An 18,985-nucleotide genomic window follows, 5' to 3' on the forward strand; every position below is an offset into this window, starting at 1 on the left:
GAGATCAGTAGACGCGCGCCTTGGGCTCGATCTTGGCGGCTTCGATGCCATCCGCGATCAGCTCGGTGTGGACCGGACGGTAGTCGAGCTTCACCTCGCCCGCCTCGGAAACCCAGGCGAGCGTGTGCTTGCGCCAGTTCTCGTCGTCGCGACCGCCGAACGGGCCGGACGTGTAGTCTTCGCGCGCATGCGAGCCACGGCTTTCCTTGCGCGCTTCGGCGCCAAAGACCGTGGTGATCGCGTTGGCCATCAGGTTGTGCAGTTCGAGCGTCTCGACGAGATCCGAGTTCCAGATCATCGAGCGGTCGGTCACCTGGATGTCCTTGAGCTCGCCCCAGATGGCCGACAGGCGGCGGCAACCGGATTCGAGTGACTCCTGGGTGCGGAACACGGCCGCGTCTTCCTGCATGGCGCGCTGCATCTTGTCGCGCAGCACCGCCGTCGGCGTGCCGCCCTTGGCGTGACGCAGGCCGTCGAAACGGGCCATGATCTTGTCGCAGGCAGCAAGGTTGAGCGCCGGGATCGGCTCGGCGCGGTTGATTACCTCGCCGGCGCGGATGGCGGCCGCACGGCCGAAGACCACGAGGTCGATCAGCGAGTTGGAGCCGAGACGGTTTGCCCCGTGAACTGATGCGCAACCCGCCTCGCCCACGGCCATCAGGCCGGGGATGATGCGTTCCGGGTTTTCGCCGTCGGCGTTGAGCACTTCGCCCCAGTAGTTCGTCGGAATGCCGCCCATGTTGTAGTGCACGGTCGGCAGGACCGGGATCGGCTCGCGCGTCACGTCGACGCCCGCAAAGATCTTCGCGCTCTCGGAAATGCCCGGCAGGCGCTCGTGCAGGACGGCCGGATCCAGGTGGTCGAGATGCAGGAAGATGTGGTCCTTGTTCTTGCCGACGCCGCGTCCTTCGCGGATTTCCAGCGTCATGCAGCGCGATACCACGTCACGGGAGGCCAGGTCCTTCGCCGACGGAGCGTAACGCTCCATGAAGCGCTCGCCTTCCGAGTTGACGAGGTAACCGCCTTCGCCGCGCGCACCTTCGGTGATCAGGCAGCCCGAACCGTAGATGCCGGTCGGGTGGAACTGCACGAACTCCATGTCCTGCAGCGGCAGGCCGGCACGTGCCACCATCCCGCCGCCGTCGCCGGTGCAGGTATGGGCCGAGGTTGCCGAGAAATAGGCGCGGCCATAACCGCCGGTCGCCAGCACGACCATCTTCGCCGCGAAGCGATGGATGGTGCCGTCGTCGAGGTTCCAGGCCACGACGCCGGTGCAGCGGCTGCCGTCTTCCGACATGATCAGGTCGAGCGCGAAATATTCGATGAAGAATTCCGCGTTGTTCTTGAGCGACTGGCCGTAAAGCGTGTGCAGGATGGCGTGTCCCGTGCGGTCAGCGGCAGCGCAGGTGCGCTGTACCGGCGGACCGGCGCCAAAGTTCTGCATGTGGCCGCCGAACGGGCGCTGGTAGATCTTGCCTTCCTCGTTACGCGAGAAGGGCACGCCGTAGTGCTCCAGTTCGTAGACGGCCTTCGGCGCTTCCATGACCATGTACTGCATGGCGTCGACGTCGCCGAGCCAGTCGGAACCCTTCACGGTGTCGTAAAGGTGCCACTGCCAGCTGTCGGGCGTCATGTTCTGCAGCGAGGCGGCAATGCCGCCCTGTGCCGCCACGGTGTGGGAGCGGGTCGGGAAGACTTTGGTGATGCAGGCGGTCTTGAAGCCTTGTTCAGCCATGCCGAGCGTGGCGCGCAGGCCGGCGCCACCGGCGCCGACGACGATCACGTCGTAGGAATGGTCGACATAGGTATAGGCCTTGCCGTTCTGGGCGATCGGGGTCACGGATGCCATGGGATTATCCTGCAAATGCGATTTTCAGGACGGCGAAAAGACAGAGCCCGCCGACCACGAGGGAAAAGGTTGCGTTGAGGATCAGCAGTGCGACCTTCATGAACTCGGAATGGATGTAGTCCTGGATGATCTCTTCCATGCCAAGCCGCATGTGGATGATGCTGGCGATCACGGTCAGGCCGTTGATGGTCGCAACGAAGGGATTGGCAAGCGCGCTGACCACTTCAGCATAAGGCCGTCCCGCATACATGATCAGGAAGACCACATAAAACAGCATGAGGGGCACGAGCGCGAGCGAGGTCGTGCGGACGCGCCAGAAATGTTCGGTACCGCTTTTTGCCGAGCCGAGACCGCGAACCTTGGCGAGGGGAGTACGCATATCCATGAAACGATCTCCTCAGCGAACGATCAGCACGATCGCCCAAACCAGCACGGTCAGCGCGATGGAAGCCACGAGGTTGGCCTTGGCCAGCATGGTCGAGAATTCCTTCTCGAAACCGTAGCCGATATCCCACATGATGTGGCGCAGGCCGCCGAGCAGGTGGTGGAGCATGGCCCAGGTATAACCGAACAGGATGATCTGGCCGATGATGGAGCCGAAGAACCAGTTGACCTGGTTGAAATAGTCCTCGCCCGAGGCCGCGGCGATCAGCCAGGCAGCGACAAGCAGCGTGCCGAAATACAGCGCACCGCCGGTAATGCGGTGGACGATCGACATCGCCATTGTCGGGATGAACTTGTAGATTTGAAGATGCGGCGACAGAGGCCGGTTATTTGTCACATTCGCCATCAGAACCTCGCGGCGTCGTATGCGGTATGGAGGGCGGGGGCCCGCAATGCAAAGAAAATGTGCATTGCATCATTGGCACGGTTTAATCGCACGCGTGTCGCGCGACAAGAACATTTCAGGTGGAAGGGCAATTTAATCGATTGTGTCTTTCTCAAGGTAAGCCGCCGAATCGGGCGGGAGCGACGTTAACCATAAAATTCCAAAGATTCCGTTGCGATGGAGACCTGGCGGCACTTCGGTGTTAACCTTTTGTTAACCACGTGAACGGAGTTCGCCATGATAGCGAATCGCATGAAGCCTGTTTTCGCCGCGCTGGCCCTTGCAGCAGCGCTCGGATCCTCCGTCGAGGCGGCCGACCGCCATCGCGACCGGGGCCATGGATATCATCGGGTGGAAAACAGCCGGTGGGACCGCCAGGGTGACGGCCGCCACAACCGCCCGGCTGAAATCGACCGGATGATCGGCATCAACAAATCCATCGCGCATGTCCGTCGCAAGCACCATTTCGGTGACTTCTATGGCGGGTCGGTCGCTGGCTACGATGTGCGCGGCGTCGGCCGGTATGTCTCCCGCGATCTCTACTGGGCCAGTGACATCCGCACCGGCGTGATGCCGGCGCCGAAGGCAAAGATCATCGACGTCGAAACCGAGATGGGCGGCAACGCCTTTGCGTCGCGTGCCTGCGCCTTCGAGGCTGGCGTCTGCGTCATCCGCGGCGGGAACTGAGCCGTTAGGCTTAAGGATTGCCGCCACATCGAGCGGACCTCGGTCGGCCAATGGATGCCGCATAGCGGCGTGGCCGACCGTGCATGTTTGTTCACGCCGCTTGTCAGCGCTTCGGCACCCCCCTTTGCTCGGCCGGACATCTCCCCCCGAGGGGGATCAGCCAGAGGCACGGGTTCCCGACCATCGACGGCTGCGACTGATAGTATCACCCGGAGCCGTGAACCATCGTGCAGGTGCGGCCAGGCCGCGACGGAGGCACGCGGCAATGCCTCGCACACAACACCGACCGAAGGCCTTGGCTTGAGGAGTGAAGCATCCTGCGTGCTGTGCACCCCCCTCTGCCCTGCCGGGCATCTCCCCCTCAAGGGGGGAGATCAGCCAGATGCACCGGCCTCCCGACCATCGACGGCTGCGACTGGCATCATAACATTAAACCCTATGCCTCGAGCCCCGGGCCCCGACCCTTGAGCCCTGAGCCCTGAGCCTGAGCCTGCCGATCGCATCCTCTTCCTGCTGCTCCAGGTGCAGAGGGTGGATGGAGTTTGAAGCCGGGCCACGTGTGATCTCCCCTTGAGCCTGAGCCTGCCGATCGCATTCTCTTTCTACTGCTTCAAGTGCAGGGGGTGGATGGAGTTTGAAGCCGGGCCACGTGTGATCTCCCCCCTTGAGGGGGAGATGCCCTGCAGGGCAGAGGGGGGTGTCATCACAACCATCACCGTACGCGACCCGTGGACATTTGCGGGGGTCGCTTCAATCACATCAACGGCTTAGGCTCTTTTTCATCCCCGCCTTTTCGGCACCCGCTATTCTGTGCCTGCTTCCGTCGCCGGAGTGTTTCGCGAGACGTTCGCGGGCAGGCGGAAGCCGGCGCTCATTCTTGAACCGTAACGTGCGGGGAGGGATGAGAGGTGAAAGCCATGGGAGCGGATGTGTTCTTCAGTGCCGCGCCCTATCAAGCCTCCCCCTGGTCGCCAGGCCAGGTTCGGTTGAGCCGTGCAAGTGTTCCTGAGAAATCGGGGCACGCAGCGAGGCGAGGCGATCACCTGTAGGGACCGGAAGTCCTGAAAAAACGCCGAAGGCCACGCGAATGCGGAGCCACAGAATTACATATCAGAGAGGTTCCGCATTCGCGTGCGCTCTCCGATCGTGCAGCGCCCCCGAAAAGTGGTCACCGGTTTTCGTGCAAGGCGCTGCAGAAACAAGGATGACATGGCCACGGCGGGAGACCGCGCGGGGATAAAAGCCTTGCGGCATCCTCGGCGCCCTCCCTCTCCCCTGGTGGGAGAGGTTACAAAATCATGATCTTAGCGTGAGCTAAGTCATAGATTTTGTTGGTGAGGGGGTCGCACCTCAGCAAAAACCCCTATCCCACGAACCGCCAGACGGTGGTGCGCTTGACCTCGCTGTCCTCGAGTGCCCGCGTCACCGGCACCTGGTAGACGGCAAGTTCCTCCAGCCGATCCTTGGGGCAATAGCTGCGCCCGGGATCGCCCACCAGCACCAGCTTGCCCTCCCCGGCCAGCCGCGAAAACCACGGGATCAGCGCCGCGGCAAAATCCTTGTCGTAGAACACGTCGCCGGCCAGCAGCACATTGGCATCGGTGGCGGCGCCGATCTGGTTGTCGCCCGTGAACCGAACCTCGACGCCATTTTCGGCCGCGTTCAGCGCCACCGCCGTCTGCGCCCAGGGGTCGATATCAGCCGCCAGCACATCGGCCGCGCCGGCGCGTTTGGCCGCAATCGCCACAAGCCCGGAGCCGCTGGCGAAATCCAGAACCCGCTTGCCCGCCACCATGTCCGGATGGTCCAGCACGTAGCGCGCCAGCCCCTGCCCGCCCGCCCAGGCAAAGGCCCAGAACGGCGGCGGCAGCCCGATCCGCTCCAGGTCCACCTCGGTCTTCAGCCAAAGCTCATGCGCCTCGGTCGCCAGATGCAGCCGGATTTCCGGCACATGCGGCGGGCACATGAGATCGGTATTGTCGAGGATGAATGTCCGCGGATCGGTCTTCAAGACAGTCTTCAGTCGGTCGACTTGGGCGGGTTGTCGATGCCGCCCAGCCGGCAGATCTCGAAATATTCCTCGTCCGTCACCGGCTGCACCGAAAGCCGCATCGAGGTGACGAGCGACATCTTCTCGAACTTCGGGTTCGCCTTGATCTCCTTCAACGTGACGGGTTTGGGCATGTCCATCACGGCGCGGATGTCGACGCAGTCCCACTTCGGATCGCCGTTCGCCGTCGAATCCGGATGCGAGAGCGCACACACCTCCACAATGCCGACAATCTCCAGCCCCTCGTTGGAGTGGTAGAAGAAGCCCTTGTCGCCGATCTTCATCGCCCGCATGTTGTTGCGCGCCAGGTAGTTGCGCACCCCCGTCCACTCGGTGCCTTTTTCGCCGGCCGCCTTTTGCTGCTCCCACGACCAGGCCGAGGGTTCGGATTTATAAAGCCAATAGGCCATCTGCTGTCTTACTCCGGCTTGTTGAAGACCCAGTTCCAGGGCTTCACCTCGACCTTCTCGAACAGGCCCGCGAGGTAATAGGGATCGGCTTCGGCGATCATGCGGGCTGCGGCCATGTCATCGGCTTCCACCACCACGAGGCTGCCGTTCGGCTTGCCTTCGTCATCGAGGAACGGCCCGGCAAACTTCAGCGTGCCCTCCGCATTGAGCTTGTTGAGGTGCTCGACATGCTGGGGACGCGTGTCCATGCGGACATTGAGATGCCCGGGCTTGTCGGTGCAGAGGAAGGCAAACAACATGGTCTTGCTCCTTGGGTAACGGTTATTCAGTAGTGATCGGTCGGTTCATCAACTGTTGCATCGCCGTCATGACATCGAGCCGCCCGTCGATGATATCGGCCACGGCGCGGGTGATCGGCAGGTCGATGCCATGATCGTCGCCAAGCCGGGCAGCGACGGAAGCGGCAAAGGCGCCTTCGACCAGCGTGCCGCCGCTCGCCTGCGCCAGGTCGCCACGCCCGAGCGAGATGCCGAAGCGGAGATTGCGCGACTGGTGGCTGGTGCCGGTAAGCACGAGGTCGCCGAGGCCGGAGAGCCCGCGCACGGTATCGGCCCTGCCGCCCATCGCCTCGACGAGCCGCGACATCTCGGCCAGTCCGCGCGAGATCAGCGCCGCCCGGGCGGATTCGCCCAATCCGGCGCCTTCCACGATGCCGCAGGCGATCGCCAGCACGTTTTTGAGCGCCCCGCCAAGCTGGGTGCCGATCCGGTCCGACGACGGATAAAGCCGGAAGGTGCGGCCGGACATGGCAAGCGCGAGCCGTTCGGCGAGCGTCGCATCCTGGGCAGCAACCACCATGGCCGTCGGCAGGCCGCGTGCCATATCGGCCGCGAAACCCGGACCGGATAGCGCGGCGACAGGGTGACGCGGCAGTTCCGCCTCAAGCAGATCGGTGAGGAGGCGGCCTGAGGCGCGATCAATCCCTTTCGCGCAGGTGACCACGACGGCGTCGTCGGCAAGATAGGGACCGTAATAACGTGCCGCGTCACCTTGCGCCTGTGACGGCATGGCAAACAGCACGAGGCTCGCCTCGGCAATGGCATCGGGTTCTGCGGAAAACTGCAGCGCATCCGGCAGCGGCACGCCGGGAAGAGCGGCATCATGCACGCGGTCGTCGCGCAGGTCGCTCATCAGGGCCATGTTGCGACCGACCAGCGTCACCGGGTAACGGTTTCCGAGCGCCATCACCGCGGCAAGCGCGGTCCCGAAGGCGCCAGCGCCGATCACGGCAATACGTTCGCCAGGCTGCCTTGCGGCACTCATGCCTTGGCGCCCCGTTTTCCTGACCCCAGAAGCGTCTGCGCGTGGCTGTCGAGCGGCCAGCGCGAACGCGGCGCCACGTCGAGCCCATCGGCCGGCATGTCTTCGGCCAGGCGTTCCAGCCCTGCCCAGGCGATCATCGCCGCATTGTCGGTGCAGAGCCTGAGCGGCGGCGCAATGAAGCGGAAGCCGTTTTCGATGCAAAGCGCCTGCAGCGTGCGGCGAATTTCCTGATTGGCGGCAACGCCACCCGCGACCACCAGCGCCGGATCCACGTCGAGCGCGCCGAACTCCGCCTTGAAGCGGGCAAGACCGCGGCCGATGCGGTCGCGCAGTGTCCGCGAGATCGCCTTCTGGAACGAGGCGCAGATATCGGCCACATCCTGTTCGGACAGCGGAGCGATCTCGGTTGCCGCCTGCCGCACCGCCGTCTTCAGGCCCGAGAAGGAGAAGTCGAGCCGCGCTTCGCCAACCAGCGGCCGCGGCAGCGAGAAACGATCCGGATTCCCGGTTTGCGCAGCCTTCTCGACCGCCGGTCCCCCGGGATAAGGCAGGCCAAGTAACTTCGCCGTCTTGTCGAAGGCTTCGCCGAGCGCATCATCGATCGTGGTGCCCCAGCGCTCGTATTCGCCAACGCCACGCACCAGCACGAGTTGCGTATGTCCACCGGACACGAGCAGCATGAGGTAAGGGAAGGAGAGCCCGTCCGTCAGCCGCGCCGTCAGCGCATGGCCTTCGAGGTGGTTGATCGCCATCAGCGGCTTGCCCGTGGCACGCGCGATGGCCTTCGCCGTCATCAGCCCGACAATCAGGCCACCGATCAGCCCCGGACCGGAAGTCGCGGCGACGGCATCGATGTCGCCTAGCGAAACATTGGCGCGAACCAGCGCTTGCTCGACCAGTCCGTCGAGCGCCTCGACATGTGCGCGCGCTGCAATCTCCGGCACGACGCCGCCATAGGCGCTGTGCTCGTCGAGCTGCGAAAGCACGACATCCGACAGGATCTCGCCGCGCCCGTCTTCATGGCGCACGACCACCGCCGCGGCGGTTTCGTCGCAGCTTGATTCTATCCCGAGGATGCGAAGAAAGGTCGCCATGTACTATCGCTCGTTGCGAGCTCGGATAAACGGGTTTACGGAGAACCCTCCGGTAACAATGGAATGACCGATATGCAAACAAAACCTTTCCGGATCGGAACACGCGGCAGCCCGCTGGCGCTCGCCCAGGCGGCTGAAACACGCGCACGACTGATGGCGGCGCATGACCTTCCGGAGGAGATGTTCGAGATCGTCATCCTCTCGACCACCGGCGACCGCGTCGTCGACAGGTCGTTGAGCGAGATCGGCGGCAAGGGCCTGTTTACGCTGGAGCTCGAAGAACAGCTCGCCTCCGGCGACCTCGATTTTGCGGTTCATTCCTCCAAGGACATGCCGACCAGGCTGCCTGACGGGCTTTACATCTCGGCCTACCTGCCGCGTGAGGATTTCCGTGACGCGCTGATCGGGCGGACGGCGCCGACCCTGACCGCGCTGCCGGATGGCGCCGTCGTCGGCACCGCGTCGCTGCGCCGCCAGGCGCTCATCCGCCGCATCCGCCCGGACATCCAGGTGACCATCTTCCGCGGCTCCGTCGGGACGCGCCTTCGCAAGCTGAACGAAGGTCATGTCGATGCGACGCTGCTTGCTTATGCCGGGCTGAAGCGGCTTGCCCGCGAAGAAGTGATTACCGAACTTCTCGACCCCACCACCTTCCCGCCGGCACCAGCACAAGGTGCGATCTGCATCGAAAGCCGTGTCGGCGACGCCCGGATCGACGCGCTGCTCGACCCGATCAACCACCGGCCGACCTTCGACGCCGTGTCCTGCGAACGCGCGTTCCTCGCTGCACTCGACGGATCCTGCCGCACGCCTATCGCCGGCTACACGGTTCTCGACGATGAGGGGCTGAAATTTTCCGGACTGATCCTTACCCCCGACGGGAAGAAGGAACATTCGATCGAGGTCGAAGGCAAGCGCGCGGACGCCGAAACACTTGGGCGCCAGGCCGGCGAGGCCGTGCGCGCCGCCGCCGGGACGGAATTTTTCGAAGGCTGGGCCTGACGCGGATGCGGGTTCTCGTCACCCGCCCCGCCGTTTCCGCCGCACGCACGGCAGAACGCCTGCGTGTCCTCGGCCATGAACCCGTATTCCTGCCGCTGACGAAAGCGGTCCACAAACCCGATGTTGCGCTCGGCGCGCTGCAAAAGCCATACGCCTCGCTTGCGATGACCAGCGCCGAAGCGGCCCGGGCGCTGGAACCCCTCGGCGCCGAACTGACGGAGCAGTTCACCAAGACGCTCTACGCCGTCGGTCCCGCAACTGCCCGTGCTGCGTCTGACCTTGGCTTCCTCGACATCCGCACCGGGCCCGGCACCGGCCTTGGACTGGCGGAAATGATCGCCGGCGAGGCGCGCGATACCGCCTTCCCGCTGCTTTACCTCACCGGCCGCCCCCGCTCCTCGCGATTCGAAGATCGCCTGCTCGCCGAGGGACTGGCCGTGGATATAGCGGAGATCTACCAGATGCGCGCCATCTCGCATGAACCAGAGCAGGTTGCTGCGGCCCTGCTCTCCCCGCCTGTCGATGCCGTGCTTCTGTATTCCCGCGAGAGTGCATCCCACTTCGCCCGGCTTGCCGAAAACCTGCTGCCGTCGCTGCCAAAGCTGCAGTGGCTGTGCATCAGCGCCAATGTCGCCGCGGCGGTTCCCGCCACTCATCACGCAAATATCAGGACCGCCGCCTCCCCTGATGAAGACGGGTTGATGTGCCTCCTTTAGTCGCGGAGAAGAGGCAAAATCCGACGGGCCCCTTTCTTTCCAGTGGAGCCCCCACTAGTTTCTCCCAAAGGCATGCGAAAAGAGGTCGAGATGGTATCGGACAAGCCACCCCGCCGATCAAAACGAGAAAAAGAACCGGTCACGATCGACCTGACTCCGGAAGAAACTTCCCCGGTTGCCGAGCCTACCCGCTCCATCGACGCTGACGAACCGCTGACGGCGGCCGAGCAGGGTGGCGATGAGACTGAAAAGCCCGCCCCCGACACCGCGACCGCCGAGCCGATCGCAGACCCTGTGACCGAAGAGACCGTCGAACCGATCGAGGGTGCGGCCGCATCGCAGGACGACACGGTTGTTGCCTCTCCTGCAGATGAACCGCCAGCGGAAGAAGCATTGGGAGAACATCCACCGCTTGACGAGCCTCCGGTGGATCAGCCGCCGGTAGACGAGCCGAAGGCGGACGAGACTGCGGCTGCAACCGAGCCAGAGGAACCCGCGAAGCCGGCAACTTGGACTTCCGAGCCTGCGCCAACCGCTCCGGCGAAACACAAGACCTCGCCTGCCACCTCGACCCTGATTGCCTCGGGCATCTTTGGTGGCATCGTGGCGCTGCTGCTTGCCGGCAGCATGCAATATGCCGGTTATATTCCCGGCGCGAGCCGTGCCACCCCGGTCGACACCTCCGGTCTTAGTGCCGAGATCGACGCCCTCCGCCAGGAGGTTGCGGCGCTGAAGGACCGGCCTGCACCAGAGCCGGCACAGGCGGCCGCCGCCGACCCGCAGCTTGAACAGCGCCTTGCTGCGCTGGAAGCCAACGCCGGAAACGAGAGCGGCGGCAACGAGGAGGTTGTCAACGCGCTGCGGCAGGAACTCGCCCAGTTGAAGAGCCAGGTGGAAGCAAGCCAGGGCAATGCGGCCGAGCTTCAACAGCGGGTGGATGCCGCCGAAGCCAAGCTGAACGATCCCGGTCCCGAACAGCAGGCCGCGCGCGCCGTGGCCGCTGCGGCGCTCAAGGCTGCCATTGATCGCGGCGGTTCCTTCGAGGCCGAACTGCAAACCTACGCCAATGTCGCCGGCGACGATGCAGCCGTGGCTGACCTGCGCGATTTCGCGACCTCGGGCGTTCCTTCCCGCGATGATCTGCAGCGCGAGTTTTCGGCTGCCGCCGATGCCATGCTGGAAGCTTCCGCCCAGCCTGATCCCGACCAGGGTGTCGCGAGCCGCCTGTTCTCCTCGGCCATGTCCGTGGTCAAGGTGCGCCGCGTCGGTGATGTCGAAGGCGACACGCCGGACGCTGCCGTGGCGCGCATGGAAGATGCCGTTCGCAAGGGCGATCTCCAGGCTGCCGCGCGCGAATGGGACAAGCTGCCCGAGCCCGCCAAGGCCGCGTCCCAGGAGTACAAGAAAAAGCTCGATGCACGCCTGCAGGTCGAAACCCTCGTTGATGGCGCCTTGACGCGCGCTGTTGCCGAAACCAAAGGCTGAGGACGAAAAAGCGGATGGTCAGACTTTTCATTTTCCTTCTCGTCGTCCTCGGCTTGGGATGGGGTTTTGCCTGGCTCGCAGATCGGCCGGGACTGATCTCGATCACCTGGCAGGACCACCTGATCGAGACGAGCCTGATGGTGGCCGCCACGGCTCTGGTTGCCGTCATCGGCGCGGTTATGCTGCTCTGGTGGATCATCGGCGTCATCTGGACATCGCCGCATTCGGTGCGCCGATATTTCAGGAGCCGCAAGCGTGACCGTGGTTACCAGGCGCTGTCGACCGGCCTGATCGCCGCCGGTGCCGGCAATGCCATCCTCGCCCGCAAGATGAGCCTGCGGACCCGCGGCCTTCTGTCTGCCGACCAGGAACCGCTCATCCATCTTCTCGATGCACAGGCGCTGCTGATCGAAGGCAAGCATGACGAGGCGCGCCAGAAGTTCGAGCGCATGTCGGAGGATCCGGAAACCCGCGAGCTGGGTCTTCGTGGGCTTTACATGGAAGCACGTCGGCTGGGCGCCAATGAAGCAGCGCGTCAGTATGCCGAGAAGGCTGTCGAGCACGCGCCTTATCTGGCCTGGGCCGCGCAGGCGACGCTGGAATCCCGCAGCCAGGCTGGCCGCTGGGATGATGCCATCCGCCTGCTCGACCAGCAGCGCGCCGGCAGCGTCATCGACAAGCCGCAGGCTGACCGCCTGAAGGCCGTGCTGCTGACGGCCAAGGCCGGCGATCGCCTTGAAGGCGATCCGAAGGGTGCGCGCGACGATGCTATGGCAGCCTTGAAGCTTGCCAAGGATCTTGTGCCGGCGGCCGTCATCGCTGCCAAGGCATTGTTGCGCGAAGACAATGTTCGCAAGGCAGCCTCGGTTCTGGACGGCGTCTGGAAGCTCAATCCGCATCCGGAGATTGCCCGCACCTATGTGCGCGCCCGCAGCGGCGACAGCACGCTCGACCGGTTGAAGCGTGCCGAGAAGCTCGAAGCCATGCGGCCGAACAATGTAGAGTCCCTGCTGGCGGTGGCGCAGGCCGCGCTTGATGCGCAGGATTTCAAGAAGGCGCGCGCCAAGGCGGAAGCTGCCGCGCGCATGCAGCCGCGGGAATCCGTCTTCCTGCTCCTGGCCGACATCGAGGACGCAGATACGGGGGACCAGGGTCGCGTGCGGCACTGGATGGCGCAGGCGCTTCGGGCACCGCGTGATCCGGCCTGGGTCGCCGATGGTTTTGTGTCCGAGAAGTGGTTGCCGCTGTCGCCGGTCACCGGCAGGCTCGACGCCTTCGAATGGAAGGTACCCTTCGGTCAACTCGAAGGACCGGTTGAAGAAGGTTCGGTCGGTGGCGACCAGGCGATTGCAACGCTGCCGCCGGTCAGCCGGCAGAGCGATGTCGTGCCTGAACGGCAGGACCGGGTCGCTGCCGAGCCGGCGAGCCAGCCGGACAGTGAGCGGCCGAAGCCGATCCTGGTGGAAGTCCCGGCCACGCCCGCCGAAACACAGCGCGCTAATGGAGGCGAAGCTGTTGCAGCAAAGACAACAGCGCCCACAAATGCGCCGGAACCGGCCGAAAAACCGCCTCAAACTGGCGAAGAACCGGTTCCATTTTTCGGCCATCCGCCAGATGATCCCGGCGTGAAGGATCCAAACGCTGCGGAGTCTCGAATGAGGCTCCGGCTCTTCTAAAGGACGAGGGCCTGGGGAAACATGTTCGATCGCATACAGGCATTTCTCCAGACCCTGACAAGCCGAAGCGACACAAGAGAATTTGCACCCGATGATCCCCGGGTCGCCTTCGTGGCGCTTTGCTTCCAGGTGATGGAGGCAGACGGCCATGTGTCGGAAAGCGAGCAGAAGCGGTTCCGCGATCTCCTGCGGGAACGGTATGATCTCACAGAGGATCGCCTGAAGGCGCTGATTGCGGTCGGGCGCGATGCCGGCAGCCAGGCCGTCGACTATTACCGTTTCACCTCGGATCTGAGGCGCCACCTCGTCAACGAGGAGGATCGCGTCGAGCTGCTCGGCAGCCTGTGGGATCTGGTTTATGCTGATGGCAAGCGCAACGAGATCGAGGATCACGTGATCTGGCGGATTGCCGATCTTCTGGGCGTTTCGTCGCGCGAACGCGTGCTCCAGCGACAGCAGGCCGCTGCCCGCATCGGCTCCGGCGACACGGCCGAAGCCGAGGCCTAGCCGTTAGCGCTGCGGCGCTTCCAGGCTGTCGATCTTGCGAAGTTTCGGGAAACCCAGCGACCAGATGGCCGCCACGGCCAACGTGCCGATGCCGCCGATGACCACAGCCGGAACGGCACCGAAGATCGACGCCATGGTGCCGGCGCGGAACTCGCCCAGCTCATTGGATGCCCCGACAAACACCATGTTGACCGCATTGACCCGGCCGCGCACTTCATCCGGCGTCCAGAGCGCGATCAGCGTTTCGCGGACATAGACCGAGATCATGTCGGAGGCGCCCATCAGCATCAGCGACCCGATCGACAGCCACGGCGTGGCGGACAGGCCGAATACGAGCGTGCCGACACCGAACAGCGCGACCCCGATAAACATCGCATGGCCGGCATGGTGGCGGATCGGATAGAAGGCCAGCAGAACGGCCACGACGATCGCACCAACGCCTGGGGCTGCACGCAACATGCCAAGCCCCCAGGGCCCGAGTTCGAGGATGTCGCGCGCGAAGATCGGCATCAGCGCTACCGCGCCGCCGAGAAGCACGGCGAACAGATCAAGCGAGATGGCGCCGAGCACCACCTTTTCACCGGAGATGAAGCGGAAGCCCGCAAGGATCTCGCCCCAGTTCACCTTGTTGGCGGCGTTGCGCTGCGGCGGCTTGGGGATCATGAACATCATGATCGCTGCGAGCACCAGGAACAGCAGCGCTACGGAATAGGCAGCAACGGCACTTGCGCCATACAGCAGGCCGCCGAAGACGGGACCGAGGATGGAGGCCGTCTGCCAGGACGAGGAGTTCCAGGCAATTGCGTTCGGCAGGTCCTGTTCGGGAACGAGGTTGGGCCCGAGCGACTGGACGGCCGGCCCCATGAAGGCGCGCTCGATGCCGAAGACGATGAGGATCGCAAACACCAGCCACGGCGCAAACGAGTGGGTGATCGTCAGGAACAGCAGCGCTGCAGAGCACATCGCACCGACGACCATGCAGATCGAGACGATCACGCGCCGGTTATAACGGTCGGCAACCGACCCGGTGACGAGGATCAGCAGCAGCGACGGCAGGAACTGGAAAAGGCCGATCAGCCCGAGGTAAAGCGGGTTGCGGGTCTCGTCATACATCTGCCAGCCGACTGCGACACTGACGATCTGGATCGAGAAGGCTGCCAGGAACCGCGAAAAGAAGAAGAGCGCGTAGGACCGGTGCCGGAAAGCGGCGAAACGATCGCCAGATGCAGGAATGGACATGAGGCAGTCACTTTCACCATGGCCGAAGCCGGCACTGTTTGCGCCCGCTGTTAAATATGATTCGGACGAGGCGGCGGAGCGGCACTTGCTCGTTAGTTCTCCAATGTCTACATGTCTGTCAACAACGAATTGGAGACCTGAATGCTCGCCCTGTTTCAGACCATAGATTTGGCCTTGAACCTATACACCTGGGTGCTGATCGCCAGTGCCATCTTCTCCTGGCTGTACGCCTTCAACGTCATCAATTCGCGCAACCAGTTCGTGGATTCGGTCGGACGTTTTCTGTTCAACGTGACTGAACCGGTCCTGCGGCCGATCCGCCGCGTCATGCCGAACCTCGGCGGCATCGATATCTCGCCGGTGATCCTGCTCCTCATCATCTTCTTCATTCGCTCGCTGATGTGGACGTCGATCTACCCCGCCCTGGCTTGAGCACGGCCTACACGATTTACCCCGATCATCTGCGGCTCGCGGTGCGGCTCACGCCCAACGCGGGCCGCAACAGCATTGACGGGTTCGAGACGGCCGCGGAGGGCGAGGCTTACCTGAAGGCGCGGGTGACCGCCGTTCCGGAGGATGGCAAGGCCAACAAGGCGCTCATCCTGCTTCTTTCCAAGACCTACCGGATCCCGAAGTCTTCGATCTCCTTCGTGTCCGGCGAAACGGCGCGCAAAAAAATCCTCCGGATCGAGGGCGACCCGGAGGATTTGAAGGCAAAGCTCGAGAAAGGCTGAAGCCGAAGCTTACTTCTTCTTCTCGGCTTCGTAGCGGGCGATCGCGTCGATGATCATCTGCTTGGCAACGTCGACATCCTTCCAGCCGTCGATCTTCACCCACTTGCCGGGCTCCAGATCCTTGTAGTGCTCGAAGAAATGCTCGATCTGCTTGAGGGTGATCTCAGGCATGTCGGTGTAGTTCTTGATCTTGTCGTAACGCTGGGTGAGCTTCGGCACCGGCACGGCGATGATCTTCTCGTCCTTGCCGCCGTCGTCTTCCATCACCATGACGCCGATGGGGCGGACGTTGATGACGCAGCCCGGAACCAGCGGGCGGGTGTTGCAGATCAAAACGTCGATCGGGTCGCCATCTTCCGAGAGCGTGTGCGGCACGAAACCGTAGTTACCCGGATAGGTCATCGGCGTGTACAGGAACCGGTCGACGATCAGCGCGCCTGCTTCCTTGTCCATTTCGTACTTGATCGGTTGGCCGCCGACAGGCACTTCGACAATGACGTTCACATCCTCGGGCGGATTCTTGCCAACGGCAATCGCATCGATACGCATTCTATTCCTCAGGTAAGGCTTGTTAAGGTGCTGCGTCACTAGCGGGATTCAGGCTGCAAGGCAACAAAGCTTTGGACGCAAGGTTAAGTTGCGGACGGTCAGGTCCGCGAAAGAAGAACCTCTCCTCATGAACGCAGAGGCGTGGTTCAGGACCAGACGAAGCCGAGCTTCTTCAACTGCACGCCGTCAAAATCTTCCATGCCTTCGGCGATGTCAACGCCGCCGTGGCGACGGAAGAAACGCGCCGCATGTTCGCTGTCTTCAAGGCACCAGACCACCATGCCTTCGCAGCCGAGCGACTTCAAAAGCCGGCGACTTTCGCCGAACAGTCGGCGGCCAAGCCCGATGCCCTGGAATTCCGGGCGCAGATAGAGTTCGTAGACTTCGCCGTCATATGGCAGCGCCCGCGCACGGTTGAGCCCGACGGTTGCATATCCGGCAATCTGGCCAGCGACATCAAGTACGAGCAGGGTGGCCGGACCACGCGTTGCCTTGCGCCACCAGTTCTCGCCGCGACGCTCCAGCATCTGGGTCAGCGGCTTGTGGGGGATCAAGCCGGCATAAGCCTGTGTCCATGCTTCCCGGTGGGTTTCCGAGATAGCACGAGCATCTTGCGGCTCCGCGCGCCGGACATCGATCGACAACGTCTTCATAACGTTAACTATGGTCCCGCCCGGGTACAATCGCCATACGCATTTCCAGAGCGTTAACGATTGCCCACAGACTTATCATGTGGACGACATGGCAACGTTAACGTGTTTTCAACGTTTTCGACAAGAGCGGGAACAACAGCAAATACTAAAAAACCCCGGCATCTCTGCCGGGGTTCTGGTTCGTGCGATCGATGGCGGATCAGCCGGCCATCTTCGACTTTTCGTAGCGCTTACGATCGTTCGGATCGAGATACATCTTGCGAAGACGGATCGACTTCGGGGTCACTTCCATCAGTTCGTCGTCCTGGATCCAGGACAGGGCGCGGTCGAGCGTCATGCGGATCGGCGGGGTCAGCTTCACGGCTTCATCCTTGCCGGCGGCGCGGATGTTGGTGAGCTGCTTGCCCTTCAGCACGTTGACTTCAAGGTCGTTGTCACGGCTGTGGATGCCGATGATCATGCCCTGGTAGACCTTTTCGCCCGGCTCGATGATCATCGGGCCACGGTCTTCGAGGTTGAACATGGCGTAAGCCACGGCTTCACCCGAACCGTTCGACAGGAGCACGCCGTTGACGCGACCACCGATCGGGCCCTTGTAAGGCTGGTAGTCGTGGAACAGGCGGTTCATGATCGCCGTGCCGCGCGTATCGGTCAGCAGTTCCGACTGGTAACCGATCAGGCCGCGGGTCGGAGCGTAGAAGCGCAGGCGCAGGCGGTTGCCGCCCGACGGACGCAGCTCGACCATTTCGCCCTTGCGCTCGGACATCTTCTGAACGACGACGCCGGAATGCTCTTCATCGACGTCGATGACGACTTCTTCGATCGGCTCCATGAGGTTGCCGTTTTCGTCATTGTGCATGACGACGCGCGGACGCGACACGGCAAGCTCGAAACCTTCGCGACGCATGGTCTCGATAAGAACGGCGAGCTGCAATTCGCCACGGCCGGACACGTAGAAGGAGTCCTTGCCTTCAGCTTCTTCGATCTTCAGCGCGACGTTGCCTTCCGCTTCCTTGAAGAGGCGGTCGCGGATGACGCGCGAGGTGACCTTGTCGCCTTCGGTGCCGGCAAGCGGGCTATCATTGACGATGAAGGACATCGTGACAGTCGGCGGGTCGATCGGCTGGGCCTTCATCGGCTCGGTGATGGACGGGTCGCAGAACGTGTCGGCAACCGTGCCCTTGGAGAGGCCCGCGATGGCGACGATGTCGCCGGCAACGGCTTCATCGATCGGCTGGCGCTCGATGCCGCGGAACGCGAGGATCTTGGAGATACGGCCGGTCTCGACCGTCTTGCCATCCTGGCTGAGAACCTTGACCGGCTGGTTCGGCTTGATCGAGCCGGAAGCAATGCGCCCGGTGATCAGGCGGCCGAGGAAGGGGTTGGATTCGAGCAGCGTGCCGATCATCCGGAACGGGCCTTCGCCGACATTCGGTTCCGGAACATGTTCCAGCACCAGGTCGAGCAGCGGAGCAAGACCATCTTCGACCGGGCCTTCCGGCGCAGTGTTCATCCAGCCGGCGCGGCCGGAACCGTAGAGGATCGGGAAGTCGAGCTGCTCATCGGTCGCGTCGAGTGCGGCGAACAGGTCGAAGACCTCGTTGACGACTTCTTCGTGACGGGCGTCCGGACGGTCGATCTTGTTGATCGCGACGATCGGGCGGAGACCGACCTTCAGGGCCTTGCCGACCACGAACTTGGTCTGCGGCATCGGGCCTTCCGAGGAGTCGACGAGAACGATCGCGCCGTCCACCATCGACAGGATACGCTCAACTTCACCGCCGAAGTCGGCGTGGCCGGGCGTGTCCACGATGTTGATGCGGGTGCCCTTCCATTCAATGGAGGTCGCCTTGGCAAGAATGGTAATGCCGCGTTCTTTTTCCAGGTCGTTCGAGTCCATCATGCGCTCGACGGTGCGCTGGTTCTCGCGGAACGAGCCGGACTGCTTCAGCAGCTCGTCGACCAGGGTCGTTTTCCCATGGTCAACGTGTGCGATAATCGCAATATTTCGCATTTTCATTGTTAAAGATCTCTAGGTTGTAGGGCGCAATGCTTGGGAGGCGCCGAATTCGCTTGGCGGCCTCTTACCTGCTTTTTGCCGATCGCGAAAGGGGGCGAGCGACATTGGCCGCCCGCAGCGCCGTTTGCGGACGGTGGATTTGTCTGCGAAGCGCCCGGCGGA

At 63.1% G+C, this 18,985-nt stretch carries 20 protein-coding genes; 8 read left to right on the forward strand and 12 right to left on the reverse strand.

What is annotated here, in order from left to right:
* Positions 1-4: 4 nt before the first annotated feature.
* From sdhA to sdhC, 3 genes are read right to left on the reverse strand one after another with little or no spacing between them, the layout of a single operon-like run.
* A complete protein-coding gene (gene sdhA, locus M0654_RS15005) occupies positions 5-1,849 on the reverse strand; it encodes a succinate dehydrogenase flavoprotein subunit (RefSeq protein ID WP_248683809.1) in 1,845 nt (614 codons plus the stop codon).
* 4 nt (positions 1,850-1,853) lie between these two features.
* A complete protein-coding gene (sdhD, locus tag M0654_RS15010; protein WP_118850881.1) occupies positions 1,854-2,234 on the reverse strand; it encodes a succinate dehydrogenase, hydrophobic membrane anchor protein in 381 nt (126 codons plus the stop codon).
* Positions 2,235-2,246: 12 nt separating this feature from the next.
* Positions 2,247-2,639, reverse strand: coding sequence for a succinate dehydrogenase, cytochrome b556 subunit (gene sdhC / locus M0654_RS15015; protein WP_248683810.1), 393 nt, complete (start codon positions 2,637-2,639; stop codon positions 2,247-2,249).
* A 276-nt stretch (positions 2,640-2,915) separates the two neighbouring features.
* Here sdhC and M0654_RS15020 point away from each other — a divergent pair, with 276 nt between their 5' ends.
* The gene (locus tag M0654_RS15020) at positions 2,916-3,365 is read left to right on the forward strand and encodes a hypothetical protein (RefSeq protein WP_248683811.1); all 450 of its coding nucleotides are present in this window, start codon (positions 2,916-2,918) and stop codon (positions 3,363-3,365) included.
* 1,363 nt (positions 3,366-4,728) lie between these two features.
* Here the strand turns inward: M0654_RS15020 and M0654_RS15025 are convergent.
* The 5 genes from M0654_RS15025 to tsaD are packed head-to-tail and all read right to left on the reverse strand — an operon-like array spanning position 4,729 to position 8,242.
* Complete coding sequence (locus tag M0654_RS15025) at positions 4,729-5,376, reverse strand: class I SAM-dependent methyltransferase (RefSeq protein ID WP_248683812.1); 648 nt, start codon at positions 5,374-5,376, stop codon at positions 4,729-4,731.
* An 8-nt stretch (positions 5,377-5,384) separates the two neighbouring features.
* On the reverse strand, positions 5,385-5,825 hold the full coding sequence (locus tag M0654_RS15030) for an EVE domain-containing protein (RefSeq protein ID WP_118850885.1): 441 nt from the start codon (positions 5,823-5,825) through the stop codon (positions 5,385-5,387).
* Positions 5,826-5,833: 8 nt separating this feature from the next.
* Positions 5,834-6,124 (reverse strand): YciI-like protein, encoded by a 291-nt coding sequence (locus tag M0654_RS15035; RefSeq protein ID WP_248683813.1) that lies wholly within the window; start codon positions 6,122-6,124, stop codon positions 5,834-5,836.
* A 22-nt stretch (positions 6,125-6,146) separates the two neighbouring features.
* On the reverse strand, positions 6,147-7,148 hold the full coding sequence (locus M0654_RS15040; RefSeq protein ID WP_248683814.1) for an NAD(P)H-dependent glycerol-3-phosphate dehydrogenase: 1,002 nt from the start codon (positions 7,146-7,148) through the stop codon (positions 6,147-6,149).
* Positions 7,145-8,242 carry a tRNA (adenosine(37)-N6)-threonylcarbamoyltransferase complex transferase subunit TsaD gene (gene tsaD, locus M0654_RS15045; RefSeq protein WP_248683815.1) on the reverse strand — a complete coding sequence of 366 codons (1,098 nt, stop codon included), beginning with the start codon at positions 8,240-8,242 and terminating at the stop codon, positions 7,145-7,147. The genes M0654_RS15040 and tsaD overlap by 4 nt, the downstream gene beginning before the upstream one ends.
* A 72-nt stretch (positions 8,243-8,314) precedes the next feature.
* On the opposite strand from tsaD, the gene hemC reads away from it, so the two are divergent.
* The 5 genes from hemC (at position 8,315) to M0654_RS15070 (ending at position 13,628) form a co-directional block, all read left to right on the forward strand.
* Complete coding sequence (gene hemC, locus M0654_RS15050) at positions 8,315-9,244, forward strand: hydroxymethylbilane synthase (protein WP_248683908.1); 930 nt, start codon at positions 8,315-8,317, stop codon at positions 9,242-9,244.
* A 5-nt stretch (positions 9,245-9,249) separates the two neighbouring features.
* A complete protein-coding gene (locus tag M0654_RS15055) occupies positions 9,250-9,960 on the forward strand; it encodes a uroporphyrinogen-III synthase (RefSeq protein ID WP_248683816.1) in 711 nt (236 codons plus the stop codon).
* A 90-nt stretch (positions 9,961-10,050) separates the two neighbouring features.
* The gene (locus M0654_RS15060; protein ID WP_248683817.1) at positions 10,051-11,445 is read left to right on the forward strand and encodes a COG4223 family protein; all 1,395 of its coding nucleotides are present in this window, start codon (positions 10,051-10,053) and stop codon (positions 11,443-11,445) included.
* Positions 11,446-11,459: 14 nt separating this feature from the next.
* A complete protein-coding gene (locus tag M0654_RS15065) occupies positions 11,460-13,121 on the forward strand; it encodes a heme biosynthesis protein HemY (protein ID WP_248683818.1) in 1,662 nt (553 codons plus the stop codon).
* Between the two features lie 21 nt (positions 13,122-13,142).
* A complete protein-coding gene (locus tag M0654_RS15070) occupies positions 13,143-13,628 on the forward strand; it encodes a tellurite resistance TerB family protein (RefSeq protein ID WP_118850892.1) in 486 nt (161 codons plus the stop codon).
* Between the two features lie 3 nt (positions 13,629-13,631).
* Here M0654_RS15070 and M0654_RS15075 read toward each other — a convergent pair whose 3' ends face one another.
* The gene (locus tag M0654_RS15075) at positions 13,632-14,867 is read right to left on the reverse strand and encodes an MFS transporter (protein WP_248683819.1); all 1,236 of its coding nucleotides are present in this window, start codon (positions 14,865-14,867) and stop codon (positions 13,632-13,634) included.
* A gap of 141 nt (positions 14,868-15,008) precedes the next feature.
* On the opposite strand from M0654_RS15075, the gene M0654_RS15080 reads away from it, so the two are divergent.
* Both M0654_RS15080 and M0654_RS15085 read left to right on the forward strand, forming a co-directional pair.
* On the forward strand, positions 15,009-15,299 hold the full coding sequence (locus M0654_RS15080) for a YggT family protein (protein WP_118850894.1): 291 nt from the start codon (positions 15,009-15,011) through the stop codon (positions 15,297-15,299).
* Positions 15,296-15,601 (forward strand): DUF167 domain-containing protein, encoded by a 306-nt coding sequence (locus M0654_RS15085; RefSeq protein WP_248683820.1) that lies wholly within the window; start codon positions 15,296-15,298, stop codon positions 15,599-15,601. Before M0654_RS15080 ends, M0654_RS15085 begins: the two co-directional genes overlap by 4 nt.
* A 9-nt stretch (positions 15,602-15,610) precedes the next feature.
* Here M0654_RS15085 and ppa read toward each other — a convergent pair whose 3' ends face one another.
* The 3 genes from ppa to typA all read right to left on the reverse strand — a co-directional run bounded on the left by ppa (position 15,611) and on the right by typA (position 18,823).
* Positions 15,611-16,150, reverse strand: a complete 540-nt coding sequence (gene ppa, locus M0654_RS15090; RefSeq protein ID WP_118850896.1) for an inorganic diphosphatase — start codon at positions 16,148-16,150, stop codon at positions 15,611-15,613.
* A gap of 146 nt (positions 16,151-16,296) precedes the next feature.
* Positions 16,297-16,803: a GNAT family N-acetyltransferase gene (locus tag M0654_RS15095; protein WP_118850897.1), complete on the reverse strand. Its 507-nt coding sequence runs from the start codon at positions 16,801-16,803 to the stop codon at positions 16,297-16,299.
* A gap of 199 nt (positions 16,804-17,002) precedes the next feature.
* Positions 17,003-18,823: a translational GTPase TypA gene (typA, locus tag M0654_RS15100; RefSeq protein WP_248683821.1), complete on the reverse strand. Its 1,821-nt coding sequence runs from the start codon at positions 18,821-18,823 to the stop codon at positions 17,003-17,005.
* Positions 18,824-18,985 lie beyond the last annotated feature (162 nt).

This window comes from Neorhizobium turbinariae (genome assembly GCF_023223505.1).
Taxonomy (GTDB): domain Bacteria; phylum Pseudomonadota; class Alphaproteobacteria; order Rhizobiales; family Rhizobiaceae; genus Neorhizobium; species Neorhizobium turbinariae.